The sequence below is a fragment of the Streptomyces turgidiscabies Car8 genome, from assembly GCF_000331005.1.
Classification (GTDB): Bacteria; Actinomycetota; Actinomycetes; order Streptomycetales; family Streptomycetaceae; genus Streptomyces; species Streptomyces turgidiscabies.
On sequence record NZ_AEJB01000580.1, the window covers coordinates 1 to 15,034 of the forward strand.

General features: G+C 68.6%; 10 protein-coding genes. 6 read left to right on the forward strand and 4 right to left on the reverse strand.

The window, feature by feature from the left end:
- Positions 1 to 15: 15 nt before the first annotated feature.
- Positions 16 to 711: a glycoside hydrolase family 75 protein gene (locus tag STRTUCAR8_RS40980; protein ID WP_006382299.1), complete on the reverse strand. Its 696-nt coding sequence runs from the start codon at positions 709 to 711 to the stop codon at positions 16 to 18.
- Between the two features lie 478 nt (positions 712 to 1,189).
- A complete protein-coding gene (locus STRTUCAR8_RS40985) occupies positions 1,190 to 2,026 on the reverse strand; it encodes an aldo/keto reductase (protein ID WP_006382291.1) in 837 nt (278 codons plus the stop codon).
- 405 nt (positions 2,027 to 2,431) lie between these two features.
- Here STRTUCAR8_RS40985 and STRTUCAR8_RS40990 point away from each other — a divergent pair, with 405 nt between their 5' ends.
- From STRTUCAR8_RS40990 to STRTUCAR8_RS41010, 5 genes are read left to right on the forward strand one after another with little or no spacing between them, the layout of a single operon-like run.
- Positions 2,432 to 3,625 carry a glycoside hydrolase family 88/105 protein gene (locus STRTUCAR8_RS40990; RefSeq protein ID WP_006382297.1) on the forward strand — a complete coding sequence of 398 codons (1,194 nt, stop codon included), beginning with the start codon at positions 2,432 to 2,434 and terminating at the stop codon, positions 3,623 to 3,625.
- Positions 3,626 to 3,629: 4 nt separating this feature from the next.
- Entirely contained in the window at positions 3,630 to 4,421 is a 792-nt protein-coding gene (locus STRTUCAR8_RS40995; protein WP_006382295.1) for a hypothetical protein, read from the forward strand.
- A gap of 12 nt (positions 4,422 to 4,433) precedes the next feature.
- A complete protein-coding gene (locus tag STRTUCAR8_RS41000) occupies positions 4,434 to 6,368 on the forward strand; it encodes a discoidin domain-containing protein (RefSeq protein WP_006382293.1) in 1,935 nt (644 codons plus the stop codon).
- Positions 6,365 to 8,650: an alpha-galactosidase gene (locus STRTUCAR8_RS41005; RefSeq protein WP_006382298.1), complete on the forward strand. Its 2,286-nt coding sequence runs from the start codon at positions 6,365 to 6,367 to the stop codon at positions 8,648 to 8,650. The genes STRTUCAR8_RS41000 and STRTUCAR8_RS41005 overlap by 4 nt, the downstream gene beginning before the upstream one ends.
- A 10-nt stretch (positions 8,651 to 8,660) precedes the next feature.
- Positions 8,661 to 10,712: a PQQ-dependent sugar dehydrogenase gene (locus tag STRTUCAR8_RS41010; protein WP_006382301.1), complete on the forward strand. Its 2,052-nt coding sequence runs from the start codon at positions 8,661 to 8,663 to the stop codon at positions 10,710 to 10,712.
- Between the two features lie 25 nt (positions 10,713 to 10,737).
- Here the strand turns inward: STRTUCAR8_RS41010 and STRTUCAR8_RS41015 are convergent, their stop codons facing one another.
- The gene (locus STRTUCAR8_RS41015; RefSeq protein ID WP_006382300.1) at positions 10,738 to 12,564 is read right to left on the reverse strand and encodes an AMP-dependent synthetase/ligase; all 1,827 of its coding nucleotides are present in this window, start codon (positions 12,562 to 12,564) and stop codon (positions 10,738 to 10,740) included.
- A gap of 365 nt (positions 12,565 to 12,929) precedes the next feature.
- Positions 12,930 to 13,793 carry a LysR substrate-binding domain-containing protein gene (locus STRTUCAR8_RS41020; protein WP_006382292.1) on the reverse strand — a complete coding sequence of 288 codons (864 nt, stop codon included), beginning with the start codon at positions 13,791 to 13,793 and terminating at the stop codon, positions 12,930 to 12,932.
- 128 nt (positions 13,794 to 13,921) lie between these two features.
- On the opposite strand from STRTUCAR8_RS41020, the gene STRTUCAR8_RS41025 reads away from it, so the two are divergent.
- A complete protein-coding gene (locus STRTUCAR8_RS41025) occupies positions 13,922 to 15,001 on the forward strand; it encodes a bile acid:sodium symporter family protein (protein WP_006382294.1) in 1,080 nt (359 codons plus the stop codon).
- Positions 15,002 to 15,034: the final 33 nt, after the last annotated feature.

Below are 15,034 nucleotides of genomic sequence, written 5' to 3' on the forward strand. Positions count from 1 at the left end.
CCCCTTCCCCCGGGCTCAGTTGTTGCGGATGAACTGCTTGGCCAGCTGGTCGCCCACGGAGACCGCCGCGCTGTGGCTCTCTATGGGCGACACCTGCGAGTTCTTGAACAGGATGTACGTCACGCCGGAGTCCGTGCCGCCGGTCTCGGGGTCGGGGTCTATGCCGAGGGCCTGAGCGGTGGCGTACGACGCCTCGCCGATGATCTTCGTGGGGCCGGTGTCGCCGACGACCGCGTACTCGACCTTGTTGTTGTAGATCACGGCGACCACGCCACCGCCCTTGATGCCGGCGCCGGAGTAGTTCCAGGTGCTGCTGGAGCTGGGCACGACGACGTACGGCAGTGAATCCGCCTTGAGCGGCTTGCCGTTGGACTGGTGGAACGCCGTGTCGTCCTGGTACCAGGGGTCGGTGTCCTCGTTGCACTTCGACGTGCGCTGTCCGTCGCAGTCGACGTCCATGTCGGCCTTCCAGAACACGGCGCCGTTCTTGCCGCACACGGGGACCGACGCGGAGGTCTCGTCGTCGGTCCGGTACTTGCCGTTGGAGAGCTGGGAGCAGGACGTCACCTTGGCGAGCAGGTCGGCCGCGCTGACCGAGCCCTCCCTGGTGGACGCAGGCCGGGCCGCGCTTGAGGCGTACGAGGGGAGCGCGGCGGTGGCGAGCAGGGCCGCACCGGCGGCCGCGGTGAGGGTCAGTGTTCGAGAGCGCACTGTGGGGGACCCTTCTGTTAGGAAAGTTTCCTTACCGGGTGGGCTCCAAAATGGACCTACCAGCATGCCCGCGTCAACCCTGTCGACCGGGGTCCGCGACGGCCCGAACGGCTTCGTCCCGCCGGGAGTTGGACGCGACGGAGGCCGGGCGGGAGCCGGGACAGCACGGGGCGGCCGGACGGTCCAGGGGGAGCGCGGGTGGTGGGGGCGGTGCGCGTGGGTGCCGTGCGCCGCCGCCGAGGAGGGGTGAGGCGCCGGACGCCGCCGGCCGGTGCGACGCCCCGGCCGTGCCGAAAATCGGCCTCACGACTTCACCGGTTCACGGGCCCATGAAGACGCGACCGTCCGAAGACACGACCGTCCGAAGGCGCGACTTCCCGACGACCGCGTGCTCGCGCCGGGGCATGTGAAACGCCCCGGAACCGCGACCGGAGTCGGCGCGGACCGGGGCGTTGTCGTGCGGGTCGTCAGGCCGTGGTCAGCCCGACTCGAACGTGGCCGGGTCCGGACCCAGTCGGCGGCCCTCGTTCAGCGCGCTGATCGCCGCGAGGTCCTCCGTGTCCAGGCTGAAGTCGAAGACCTCGATGTTCTCCTTGATCCGGGACGGCGTCACGGACTTGGGGATCACCACGTTGCCCAGCTGCAGATGCCAGCGCAGGACGACCTGGGCCGGCGTACGGCCGTGCTTCTGGGCGATGGCCACGATCGCCGGGACCTCCAGCAGACCCTTGCCGGAGCCGAGCGGGGACCAGGCTTCCGTGGCGATGCCGTGCTCCGCGTGGTACTCGCGGGACTCGTGCTGCTGGAGATGCGGGTGCAGCTCGATCTGGTTGACCGCGGGGACGACCGACGTCTCGGGGAGGAGCCGGTCGAGGTGCTCGGGAAGGAAGTTGGAGACACCGACAGCCCGGGTGCGGCCGTCCGCGTAGAGCTTCTCGAACGCCTTGTACGTGTCGACGAACCTGCCCTTGGCCGGCTGCGGCCAGTGGATCAGATACAGGTCCACGTACTCCAGGCCGAGCTTCTCCAGGGAGGTGTCGAAGGCGCGGAGGGTGGAGTCGTACCCCTGTTCGCCGTTCCAGAGCTTGGTGGTGACGAAGAGGTCCTCGCGGGGGACCCCGGACGCGGCGATGGCCTTGCCGGTGCCCTCTTCGTTGCCGTAGATCGCCGCTGTGTCGATGCTGCGGTACCCGGTCTCCAGGGCGGTGGTGACCGCCCGCTCCGCCTCGTCGTCCGGCACCTGCCAGACGCCGAAGCCCAGCTGGGGCATCTCGACGCCGTTGTTCAGAATGATCGGGGGGACCTTGCTGCTCACGAGCTCTCGATCCTTCAGTCGTCGGGTGGGGACTCCCATCGTACGATCACGGGCCGTGCCGCACCCGGGCCGCCTCCGTCGCCGGAGAACACCTGCGAACTGACCGGTGAGTCAGTGCCGGAGACGAGATTGGCCAAAAATGCATCCGAGGTCATCGGTCCGGACCATTGACCGCAGCCCGTCATGCCGCGACGCTGTATGGCGCCGTCGAACGAGTTGGTGAACTTCGTTCGGCTATGTGAATGACCTGTTGGCCTGGGCTTTCCGTCCCCCACCCTCCCGGAGAGCAGGTACGTGTACTTGGACGAGTCTGTGCTGCCCGCTGCTCCGACGGGATGGCTCTGTTTGCTAGACATCCGATGAAAGGTCCGACGAAACCCCTGAATCCCATCGAAGGGGATATCTATGAGGCACCGGCGTCTGTCCACGGCCCTCGCGGCCGTCGCGCTCACCGCCGTCACCCTGTCCGCCCTCCCCGCGGCCGATCCGCAACCGGCCGTGGCCGCGAGTACTCGGCCCGCACCCCGTCCGGCCACGGGACCCGACCGGTCCCTGGCCGTCGTCGACTCCACCATGGCCCGCTACACGCCGAGCGCCATCGGCGGCTGGTCCTACCCGGTCGGCCTCTACCTCTACGGCCAGTACCTCGTCTACCGGCGCACCCACGACGCCCGCCAACTCGCCTACATCCAGGACTACGTCGACCGCTTCGTGAAGAGCGACGGCTCCATCGACCAGGCCTTCAACAGCCTCGACAGCATGCAGGCCGGCCGGCTCCTGGTGATCCTGCACCGCGAGACCGGGCAGGAGCGCTACCGCACGGCGGCCAGGAAGATCCGCGACCGTCTGAACACCTACCCGCGCACGGGTGACGGCGGCTTCTGGCACGCGGACACCGCGAGCCGGGCCCATCAACTCTGGGCCGACGGCGTCTACATGGTGAATCCGTTCCTCGTCGAGTACGGCAGGGAGTTCGGCGACAGCGCGTACGCGAACGACGAGGCCGCGAAGCAACTCGCCGTCTACGGCGGCCATCTGCAGGTCGCGAACGGGCTGCTCAGGCACGCCTACGACGAGTCGAAGAGCGTGAGCTGGGCCGATCCGGGGACCGGGCTCGCTCCCGAGCACTGGTGCCGGGCGGTCGGCTGGTACTCCATGGCCATCGTCAACGTCCTCGACGCGATCCCCGCGAACCATCCGCGCCGCCCGCAACTCCTCACCATCGTGCGCAAGTTGGCGGCCGGTCTGGAGAAGTACCAGGACCCGGCGACCGGCCGCTGGTTCCAGGTGATCGACAAGGGCGCACAGAGCGGCAACTGGACCGAGACGTCCTGCTCCAGCATGTTCACCTATGCCCTCTCGCGCGGCGCCCAACGCGGCTATCTCGCCCCGCGTTTCAAGGCTGTCGCCGAGCGTGGCCATCAGGGCGTCCTCGCCAGGCTCTCGACCGGCGCGGACGGCCTGACCGAGCTCGCCGACATCTCCGTCGGCACGAACGTCGGCGACTACGCGTACTACGTCGCCCGCAGCCGGGCCGTCAACGACTTCCACGGTCTGGGCGCCTTCCTGATCATGAACGAACAACTGCGAGGAGATTAATGTCATGAGCACATCCAGAAGGACGCTGCTGGGTGCCGCACTCGGCGGGGCCGCCGGAGCGGCCGTCGGTCTGCCGGCCGCCACCACCGCCCACGCCGCCTCCTGGCAGCAGAAGTGGGCCCCGTCGGCGAGCGCCGACGGCCTCGGCGCCTTCGAGACCATCGAGGACGACCGCGCCGACTCCCACCCCGCCGCACACCCGCACATCTACGCCACCGGCAACAACTGGCGCTTCAACATGCACACCGTCGACCGCGACACCTCGACCGACCGCCAGCGCCAGGAGGTCACGGGCCTGCGCAACGGAAGCGGCGGCAACTACCTCAAGTGGACCGAGGGGCAGACCTGGCGGGTCACCTACTCGATGTACATCCCGAGCTCACTGAAGGCGACCACCACCTTCACCCACATCATGCAGATGAAGCAGCCGGGCAACGGCACATCCCCGCTCGTCGTCCAGTCGCTGCGGCGGGTGAACGGCGTCCAGACCATCGAACTCAAGCTGGCCATCGACAACATCCTGATCGGCCGCACCAACCTGGACCCGCTGCACGACAAATGGACCGACGTCGACTTCCAGATCAAGGTCGGCAACGGCTCGGCGGGCACGGTCCGCTGGATCCTCAAGTCCGGCGGCTCGACCGTGATCGACGCCTCGAAGACCGGCGTCGACACGTTCCTGGCCGACCGCGTGCGTCCCAAGTGGGGCATCTACCGCTCCCTCGGCGACACCTCCGGATCCCTGCAGGACACCTACATGCTGCTCACCAACCTCCGTGGCTACCAGCTCGGTTGAGGAGCCGCACCCATGAAACCCCCCACCGTTTCCCCGCGCGGGGCAGGGGCGATCGTCCTGTTCGTCCTCGCCGCCGCCCTCGGACTCACCCAGCCCGGGGCCCTCGCGGCCCCACTCCCCGGCCCGCTTTCCATCACGCAGCCCGCTGCGCACTCCGTCCCGCACGCGGCCACCGTCCAGGCCGTCGACGCGGCGAGTCCGGCGGTGCGGCCGCTCGACCTGGACAACCCCCGCCAGGACTTCCTCCGGGCCTCCACCGGCGGCCTCTTCCTGCACTGGGGCCTGCGCACCGCACCCGCCCACACCAGCTGCTCCGCCTGGGAGAACGACGTCACAAAAGGCGGCTGGACGCCCGGCTACTGGGTGCGGGAGGCGCAGAAACTGCACACGCAGTACCTCGTCCTCGCCACCTTCCACAGCCGTCTGGGCTATGCCCGCCCCTGGCCGTCGAAGATCCCGGGCTCCTGCTCCACCGAACGGGACTTCGTCGGCGAACTGATCACCGCCGCGAAGGCCAAGGGGCTGAAGGTCATCCTCTACATGACCGACGATCCCCAGTGGCACGCCGAGGGCGGCCATGAGTGGCTCGACTCGGCGGCGTACTCGGCCTACAAGGGCACGAACGTCGACCTGACCACCCGTGACGGTTTCGGGCGGTTCGGCTACGACAACTTCTTCGAGGTCATGGACCGCTATCCCGACCTCGGGGGCTTCTGGATCGACAACGACAACGCGTACTGGGAGAGCCACAACCTCTACGCGCAGATCCAGCAGAAGCGGCCGGGCTACACGCTCAGCAACAACAACGAGGACACGCCGATCATGGACATGATCAGCAATGAGCAGAAGACGGGAATGTCGCCCGCATACGACTACCCGCAGGCTGTGTACACCGCACAACCCCGGCTGACCGAGGCCGACTTCAAGCTCCCCTCGTCCGGCGCCTGGTGGTACGACGGCTCCGACCCCGCCGTCGACCGCATGCTCACCCTCGGCCGGCTCGTCACCAACGCCGGGTCCTCCGTGAAGGCCCTCATGGCGGAGACCGCTCGGGTCAACGGCACGTTCCCGGCCAACCAGGCCGCCTTCAACACCTTCGCGGACTCCTACCTCGACCCCATCCGGGAGTCCCTGCACGGAACGGAGGGCGGCGGCTATCGGTACGGAGGACTGAAACCCGGCTTCTGGAACGACGGGGCGCACGGCGTCACCACGGTCGCCAAGGCCGACCCGAACCGCCAGTACGTGCATGTCCTGACCCCGCCCAGCACCAGCGTGCTGCGCGTCCGGGACAATGGCTACCGCGTCTCCGCCGTCACCGACATCCGTAGCGGAGCGGCGGTCTCCTGGTCGCAGTCGGGCGGCGTACTCACGCTGAGTGGCCTCGGCGGCTGGGACCCGTACGACACCGTCTTCAAGGTCACGACGGCCGGACGGCAGGGCATCCTCTCCGGCGTCAGGATGAGCGCGAGCGCGTCGGCGAGCGGCCACGGAGCTGCGGCGGCGGGTGACGGCGACCACGGGACCTACTGGGACAGCGACAAGACGCTGCCCGTCGACCTCACCTTCGACCTCGGCTCCGCGAAGAAGGTGCGGTACGTCGAGCTCAACCAGCGCGAGGACTCCGTCGCCTACGCCCGCTCGGACACCGAGCAGTCGGCGCGGATCAAGGACTACAAGGTGTTCGTCAGCGACGACGGCTCGACCTGGGGCAGCGCGGTGAAGACCGGTCAACTGGCGAGCCGGCGCGGGATACAGGGGATCGATCTCACGGCTGTCACCGCCCGTTACGTCCGCCTCGAAGTCGACACCACCTGGGCCGCCGCCACCGACACCACCCGCTACAAGCGCCTGCGCGTCGACGAGGCGTGGATCGGCACCTCATACGCGACTCCGGTGAACACGACTCCGGTGTACACGACTCCGGTGAACGGGGGACAGTCATGACAGGTATCACCCGCGTCAGATCGCTGGTCGTGGCCCTGATCGGGCTGCTGATCGCCACGGCGATCCCGCTGCTGACCGCCGCCCGCCCGGCGGCCGCCTCCGACAACGGCCAGTCGGTCCGGCCCGCCATGGGCTGGAGCAGCTGGAGCTTCGTGCGCCGCACACCGACCGAGGCGAAGATGAAGGCCCAGGCCGACGCGCTGGTGTCGAGCGGGCTGAAGGACCACGGTTATGTGTACGTCAACCTCGACGACTTCTGGCAGAAGTGTGACGACAACGGCTTCGTCGTCGACTCGGCCGGCCGGTGGACCGTCGACGCGGCGAAGTTCCCCGGCGGCATCAAGGCACTGGCCGACTACATCCACGCCAAGGGCCTGAAGTTCGGCTTCTACGTCACCCCCGGCATCGCCAGGAACGCCGTGCTGAAGAACACCCCGATCGAGGGCACCTCGTACCACGCCAAGGACATCGCCGACACGTCGAAGACCGAGAAGAACTACAACTGCAAGAACATGTACTACATCGACTACGGGAAGCCGGGCGCACAGGAGTTCGTGAACTCGTGGGCCAAGCAGTTCGCCTCCTGGGGAGTCGACTACCTGAAGATCGACGGCGTGGGCAGCCAGGACATCCCCGACGTCCAGGCCTGGGACAAGGCCCTGCGTGCCACCGGACGGCCCATCAACTACGCGCTGTCCAACAACCTTCCGATCGCTGACGCGGCCACCTGGCGTCAGCTCGCCAACAGCTGGCGCACCCAGGGCGACGTGGAGTGCTACTGCGGACCCGGCGCCAACGGCAGCGGCTATCCGCTGACCGACTGGTCCCATGTCTCCGCCCGGTTCAACACCGCCGCGTCCTGGCAGCCGCACGCCGGACCCGGCGGCTGGAACGACCTGGACTCGCTGGAGATCGGCAACGGTGACCAGGTGGGGCTGACCGCCGACCAGCGGCGCTCGCACTTCACCCTGTGGGCGATGGCGGCCTCCCCGCTGCTGCTCGGCACCGACCTCACCGCACTCGACTCCGTCGACAAGGCGATGCTGGCCAACGACCGGCTGATCGGCGTCGACCAGGACGGGGTGGCCGCGAAACGGGTTGTGAACAGTGGTGTCAGGCAGGTCCTCAGTAAACGGGAGAACAACGGCGACTACGTGGTGGCGCTGTTCAACACCGGAACGTCCGGCAGTAGCACGGTCGGTGTGAACTGGTCGCAGGTGGGCTTCAGCGGTTCCGGCGATGTCACGGACCTCTGGTCGGGCTCGCACAAGGGCGTGATCGCGGATTCGTACAGCGCGACGCTGCGACCGGGTGAAACACGGCTGATCCGTGTGAAGCCGGTTAACAACGTGAACGTTTCTGCAGAGAGTGGGAACGCCTCCCCGGCAGCCGCAGCGCCCGGGATGGCCGTCGCCCCCTACGAGTACCTCGGCTGGGGCAGTCCCCAGAACCCGACGGCCGTGATGTCGGCGACCGGCGTCAAGTGGTTCACGCTCGCGTTCGTCCTCTCCGACGGCACCTGCAACCCGAAGTGGGACGGCACGCGCCCGCTGACAGGCGGCAACGACCAGTCGAAAATCGACGCGATCAGATCCGCCGGTGGCGACGTCGTCGTGTCCGTCGGCGGCTGGAGCGGGAACAAGCTGGGGGAGAAGTGCTCCAGCGCCGCCGCGCTCGCCGGCGCCTACCAGAAGGTGATCAGCGCCTACCGGCTCAAGGTGCTCGACATCGACATCGAGAACACCGAGTGGTCCAACGCGACCGTGCGCCAGCGCGTGGTGGACGCCCTGAAGACGGTGAAGGCGAACAACCCCGGCCTCAAGACGATCATCACCTTCGGCACGACCACCAGCGGCCCCGACGCCACCGGCATCGACATGATCAAGCGGGCCGCGAACTCCGGTCTGGCGAACGACGTGTGGTGCGTCATGCCGTTCGACTTCGGCGGCGGCGCCACGAACATGGGCACCCTGACCACCCAGGCCATGGAGGGCCTCAAGGCCCGCGTCAAGTCGGCGTACGGCTACACCGACGCGACCGCCTACGCCCACATCGGCCTGTCGTCGATGAACGGGAAAACCGACGACTCCGGTGAACGTGTCCGCCTCGCCGACTTCAGGACGATGCTCGCCTACGCCCAGGAGCACCACATCGCCCGCCTCACCTACTGGTCGGTCAACCGCGACCGCCCGTGCGGTTCCGGCACCGACGGCGACGCCTGCAGCGGCGTGACACAGCAGCCGTACGACTACCTCAAAGTCTTCACCCAGTACACGGGTTGAGGGGACAGCCATGAAAGAACTCAGCAGAGCCCGGCCGTTGGGACTGTCACTGTCACTGTCACTGTCACTGGCCCTCGCCGTCCCGCTCGTCGGCCTGGCCAGCTCCGCGGCGCGGGCCGCCACCGACTACCAGGCCGAGGACGCCAACGTCGTGCAGGGCGCGGTGGCCACCAACCACACCGGCTACACGGGCACCGGCTTCGTCGACTACACCAACATCACCGGTTCGTATGTGGAGTTCACGGTGAGCGCCGCCTCCGCCGGAACCTCCGCGGTCGTCCTGCGGTACTCCAACGGCACCGCCGTCGACCGTCCGATGGACATCTCCGTCGGCGGCACGGTGGTCGCCGCCGGCGTGTCCTTCCCGGCCACCGCCGACTGGAACACCTGGGTCACCAAGACGGTCGACGTCCCGCTGACCGCGGGCTCCAACAGGATCCGCGCGACCGCCACCACCGCGGGCGGCGGCCCCAACCTCGACCGCATCAGCGTCGCGGCGGCGGCCGACACCCAGGCCCCGACCCGTCCGGGGCAGCCGAGTTGCGCGGACATCGGCGAGAACGGACTCACCCTGGCCTGGGGCGCCTCGACCGACAACGCGGGCGTGACGGCGTACGACCTCTACGAGCACGGCAACAAGATCGGTGAGGCGGCCGGGAGTTCGACGTCGAAGGCGCTGACCGGTCTGACGCCCGCCACCACCTACAACCTGACCGTCATCGCCCGCGACGCGGCCGGCAACACCTCCGCCGCAAGCCCCGTCGTCGACTGCACCACCAAGCCGAGCTCCGACACCAGCCCACCGACCAGGCCAGGCACCCTCTCGGCAGCCGAGGTCACCGCGAACAGCGCCGAGTTGACCTGGGGCGCTTCGACGGACAACCGGGCGGTCGTCGCGTACGACGTGCGCAGCGGCTCCACCGTCTACAAGTCCGTCACCGACAAGACCTCGACCACTCTCACCGGACTCGCCTGCGACAGCCCGTACACGCTGAACGTCGTCGCGCGCGACGCGGCCGGCAACGTCTCCGAAGCGAGCAACACGGTCGTCCTCACCACCAGGGCCTGCGCCACCGACGGCGGCATCCCGTCCTCCGTGTCCACGCTGTCCTCGGGCTGGACGATCCCGTGGGGCACGTACTGGATGCCCGACGGCCAGAGCGCGCTGGTCACCCAGCGGGACGACTTCGGGGTCTGGAAACTCGCCAAGGACGGGACACGCACCAAGGTCGGCACCGTCCCCGAGGCCGTCACCACCAACGGTGAAGGCGGACTCCTCGGCGTCGCCGTCGACCCGAAATGGGCGACCAACCACTACGTCTACTTCATGCACACCGCGTCCGAGGGCAACCGCGTGGTCCGCATGACATACGACGGCACGAAGCTCGGCGACTACAGAATCCTGCTCCAGGGCATCAAGAAGAACCGCTACCACAACGGCGGCCGCCTCGCCTCCGGCCCTGACGGCTATCTGTACGTCTCCACCGGTGAGGCACAGACACCCGACCTGGCGCAGGACAAGAACTCCCTCAACGGCAAGATCCTGCGCATGTCGACCGACGGGAAGGCGGCTCCCGGCAACCCGTTCGGCAACTACGTCTACAGCCTCGGCCACCGAAACCCGCAGGGCCTCGCCTTCGACCGCGGCGGCCGGTTGTGGGAGGCGGAGTTCGGCAACAGCTCCAAGGACGAGCTGAACCTCATCAAGCCGGGAGCCAACTACGGCTGGCCCACCTGCGAGGGCTCCTGCAGCGTCTCCGGGATGACCAACCCGAAGGCCACCTGGAACGTCTCCGACGCCTCACCCAGCGGCATCGCCATCGTCCGCAACGTCGTCTACATGGCGTCCCTGCGCGGAGAACGGCTGTGGCGTGTCCCGATCAACGGCGACAACGAGAGCGTGGGCACACCGACCGCGTACTACGTCGGGACCTACGGCCGGCTGCGCACGGTCACCAAGGTGCCGGGCGCCGACCAGCTGTGGCTGTCCACCACCAACAGCGACAACAACGGAGGAGAGCCGGCCGGATCCGACAAGATCTTCCGCGTGAACATCACTTAGTCCCTGAGGTCAGTCCCGAAGGAGGTCAGGCCCGGTAAAGGGCCTCGACCTCCTTCGCGTACGCGTCCTCGATCGCCTTGCGTTTCAGTTTCAGGGACGGCGTCAGCAGACCGTGCTCCTCGGTGAACGGCTGGGCGAGGATGCGGAACGTACGGATCGACTCGGCCTTGGAGACCAGGGTGTTCGCGGCGACCACGGCGCGCCGCACCTCTTTCTCCAGGTCCGCGTCGCGGACCAGTTCCGTCGAGGTCAGCTGCGGTTTCTCGCGCATGGCGAGCCAGTGCTCGACGGCTTCCCGGTCCAGGGTGACCAGGGCCGCGATGTACGGCCGGTCGTTGCCGACCACGATGCACTGGGCGACCAGGGGATGGTCCCGGACGCGTTCCTCCAGGCCTCCCGGGGCGACGCTCTTGCCGCCCGACGTCACCAGGATCTCCTTCTTGCGGCCCGTGATCGTGAGGAAGCCGTCCTCGTCGAGGGAACCCAGATCGCCGGTGGCCAGCCATCCGTCGTGCAGGGTCGCGTCCGTCGCCTTCTGGTTGTTGAGATAGCCCTGGAAGACGTTGTCGCCGCGCAGCCAGATCTCGCCGTCGTCCGCGATGTGCACCGTCATGCCCGGAATGGCCTGGCCGACGGTGCCGTAGCGGGTACGCTCCGGCGGGTTCGCGGTGGCCGCCGCCGTCGTCTCCGTCAGCCCGTAGCCCTCGTAGATGTGGACGCCCGCGCCCGCGAAGAACAGGCCGAGCCGCCGGTCCATGCCCGAACCGCCGGTCATCGCCTGCCGTACGCGCCCGCCCATCGCGGCCCGGATCTTGGAGTACACGAGCTTCTCGAACAGCTGGTGCTGCATCCGCAGGCCCGCCGACGGGCCGGGGCCCACGTCCCAGGCCTTCTCCTCCATGGCCTCCGCGTAGCGCACCGCGACCTCGACGGCCTTCTCGAAGGGGCCGGACCTGCCCTCCCGCTCGGCCTTGCGGCGGGCGGCGCCGAAGACCTTCTCGAAGATGTAGGGCACGCCGAGGAAGAACGTCGGCCGGAACGCGGCGAGGTCGGGCAGCAGGGCCGCCGCGTTGAGCTGCGGCTGGTGGCCGAAACGCACCCCGCCGCGGATCGCGGCCACCTGCACCATCCGGCCGAAGACATGTGCGAGGGGGAGGAAGAGGAGGGTCGCCGCCTCGTCGCCCTTCTTGGAGTGGAACACCGGCTCCCACCGCTCGATGACGGTGTCCGCCTCGAACATGAAGTTCGCGTGGGTGATGACACAGCCCTTGGGGCGGCCCGTGGTGCCGGAGGTGTAGATGATCGTCGCGGTCGACTCGGGGGTGACCGCGAGCCGGTGCCGGTGCACCGTGTCGTCGTCGAGGTGCGCGCCGGCCTCGTACAGCTCCTGCACGGCGCCGACGTCCAGCTGCCACAACTGGCGCAGCTGGGGCAGCCGGTCGATGACCGTGGCGATGGTCATCGCGTGGTCCTCGTGCTCCACCATCGCCGCCGTGACCTCGGCGTCGTACAGCATCCAGAAGACCTGCTCCGCCGAGGACGTCGAGTAGATCGGCACCACCTGCGCGCCGATCGTCCACAGCGCGTAGTCGAAGAGCGTCCACTCGTAGCGCGTACGGGACATGATCGCGACCCGGTCCCCGAACCGGATGCCCTGCGCGAGCAGGCCCTTGGCGAGGGCGAGGACCTCGTCGCGGAACTCGCCCGCCGTCACGTCCCGCCACTGGCCCGTCTCGTCCTTGCGGCCGAGCGCGACACGCAGGGGGTCTTCCTGGGCATGCTCGAACACCACGTCGGCCAGTCCGCCCACGGGCGGCGCCAACGCCAACGGAGGGTTGGTGAATTCGCGCAAACCCGCTCCTAGTGACGCCTTGCACAGCGCCGTGAAAGCTACCCCACGGCCTCATACCGCGGGAGGGGGTACGAAACCGGGCAGTGCTCTGCCAATGCGCCGGGGCGGCCGGAAAATTGCGTCTGTATGGGTAGGGGACGGACAGATTTTCCTCCCCCGACGTAGGACTGGGTCCCTTTATCTCCACCGAATCCGACCGACCCGCTCACCGCCCGTGCCAGGGCTCTTGGGATTCTCTTTAAGATCCCGCAGGCCGGCGGGTGACCGTTCGTCTTCTCTTCTGCGCTCCGGACGTCACTTTCGTCACACCTGTAACGACGTCCGAACTGACGCCCGAACCAACGCCCGTCCCGGCATCCGTACCGTCAGCGCCGGTGCAGCCGGTCCCCGCTCGTCAGGATCGCCGCCGCCAGCGCGTCCGCCGCGCCCTGGGCCGGCGTACGGCGGTGACCGTGGACCAGGACGAAGTCGACCTGGCCCAGTTCCGGCAGCCCGGCGCGCTCGGGCACGCGGACCAGACCGGGCGGGATCATGCCCCGTGAGTGGGCCATCACGCCCAGGCCCGCCCGGGCCGCCGCGATCAGCCCGTTGAGGCTGCCGCTGGTGCAGACGACGCGCCACGCCCGGCCCTGCCGCTCCAGAGCCTCCATGGCGAGGGCACGGGTGATGCCCGGCGGCGGGTACACGATCAGCGGCACCGGACGGTCGGCCTCCAGACGCAGCCGTTCCGCGCCGATCCAGACCAGCTCGTCGTGCCAGACCGGCTCACCGCGCGGATCCTCGGGGCGCCGCTTGGCCAGCACAAGATCCAGTTTCCCGGCGGCCAGCTGCTCGTGCAGGGTGCCCGACAGCTCGACCGTCAGCTCCAGGCCGACCTCGGGATGGTCGTTGCGGAAGGCCTCCAGGATCTCCGGCAGCCGGGTCAGTACGAAGTCCTCGGACGCCCCGAACCGCAGTCGGCCGCGCAGCCGCGTACCCGTGAAGAACGCCGTCGCCTGCTCGTGCACCTCCAGGATGCGGCGGGCGAAACCGAGCATCGCCTCACCGTCCTCGGTCAGCTCCACCGAGTGCGTGTCCCGGGAGAACAGCTGCCGTCCGGCCGCGTCCTCCAGCCGCCGCACATGCTGGCTGACCGTCGACTGGCGCAGCCCGAGCCGACGGGCGGCCTGCGTGAAACTGAGCGTCTGGGCCACCGTCAGAAAGGTCCGCAGATGAGAGGGGTCGTACACGCCTCCACGCTACCTGGTTATCGTGAAACGCGATGACAGTCAGAGCGGTGTACGGGATTCCCGATCACGGACCGGGAGAGGACGATGGAAAGGGCACGACCGTCCCTGAACCTGAGTAGTGGAGCACCGTGAAACGCCTGAAGTGGCCGAGCTGGATGCCGATCGACCCCTACATCCTGCTGCTGCTCGGGACGGTGGGCCTCGCGGCGCTCCTCCCGGCACGCGGGACGGGCGCCGACGTCGCCTCGGGTGCCTCCACGGCCGCCATCGCCTTCCTCTTCTTCCTCTACGGCGCCCGCCTCTCCACCCGTGAGGCGCTGGCCGGGCTGAAACACTGGCGTCTGCACGGCACGGTCCTCGCCTGTACGTTCGTGGTGTTCCCGCTGCTCGGCCTGGCCGCCCGCGGCCTCGAACCGGTGTTCCTGACCCATGACCTCTACACCGGCCTGCTCTTCCTCACCCTCGTCCCGTCCACCATCCAGTCGTCGATAGCGTTCACCTCGATGGCCCGGGGCAACGTGCCCGCCGCGATCTGCGCGGGCTCCTTCTCGTCCCTCGTCGGCATCGTCGTCACCCCGCTGCTCGCGGCCACCCTGCTCGGCAGCACCGGCGGCGGCTTCTCGCTCGACTCGCTCGTCGACATCGTGCTCCAGCTGCTGGTCCCGTTCGTCGCCGGGCAGGTGCTCCGGCGCTGGATCGGCGCGTTCGTCACCCGGCACAAGAAGGTGCTCGGGCTGGTCGACCGCGGCTCGATCCTCCTCGTCGTCTACACCGCGTTCAGCGAAGGCATGGTCGAGGGCATCTGGCACCAGGTCGGTCCCGGCCGCCTCGCCGGACTCCTCGTCGTCGAGGCCGTTCTGCTCGCGGTGATGCTGGCGCTCACCTGGTACGGCGGCAAGGCGCTCGGCTTCGGCCGTGAGGACCGGATCACGATCCAGTTCGCCGGTTCGAAGAAGTCCCTGGCGGCCGGACTGCCCATGGCGAGCGTCCTGTTCGGGACCCAGGCCGCGCTGGCCGTCCTGCCCCTGATGCTCTTCCACCAGATGCAGCTGATGGTGTGCGCGGTGATCGCCAAACGCCGCTCGCAGGACCCGGAGGCCGCCGACCTGGAGGCAGGCGACCCGAAGTCCACCGGCCCGGTGACCGCGGAGCGGGACGCGTCCGGCGCGCCGCGCCTGACGGCCGGTACGGCGACGCGGCACCGCTGAGCCCCTGAGCCGCTGGGTCGCCCACGAGGACCG

Coding starts and splice junctions, on each gene's coding strand:
- STRTUCAR8_RS41005 (WP_006382298.1), top strand. CDS start 6,365: ATGACAGGTATCACCCGCGTCAGATCGCTGGTCGTGGCCCTGATCGGG.
- STRTUCAR8_RS40990 (WP_006382297.1), top strand. CDS start 2,432: ATGAGGCACCGGCGTCTGTCCACGGCCCTCGCGGCCGTCGCGCTCACC.
- STRTUCAR8_RS41010 (WP_006382301.1), top strand. CDS start 8,661: ATGAAAGAACTCAGCAGAGCCCGGCCGTTGGGACTGTCACTGTCACTG.
- STRTUCAR8_RS40995 (WP_006382295.1), top strand. CDS start 3,630: ATGAGCACATCCAGAAGGACGCTGCTGGGTGCCGCACTCGGCGGGGCC.
- STRTUCAR8_RS41000 (WP_006382293.1), top strand. CDS start 4,434: ATGAAACCCCCCACCGTTTCCCCGCGCGGGGCAGGGGCGATCGTCCTG.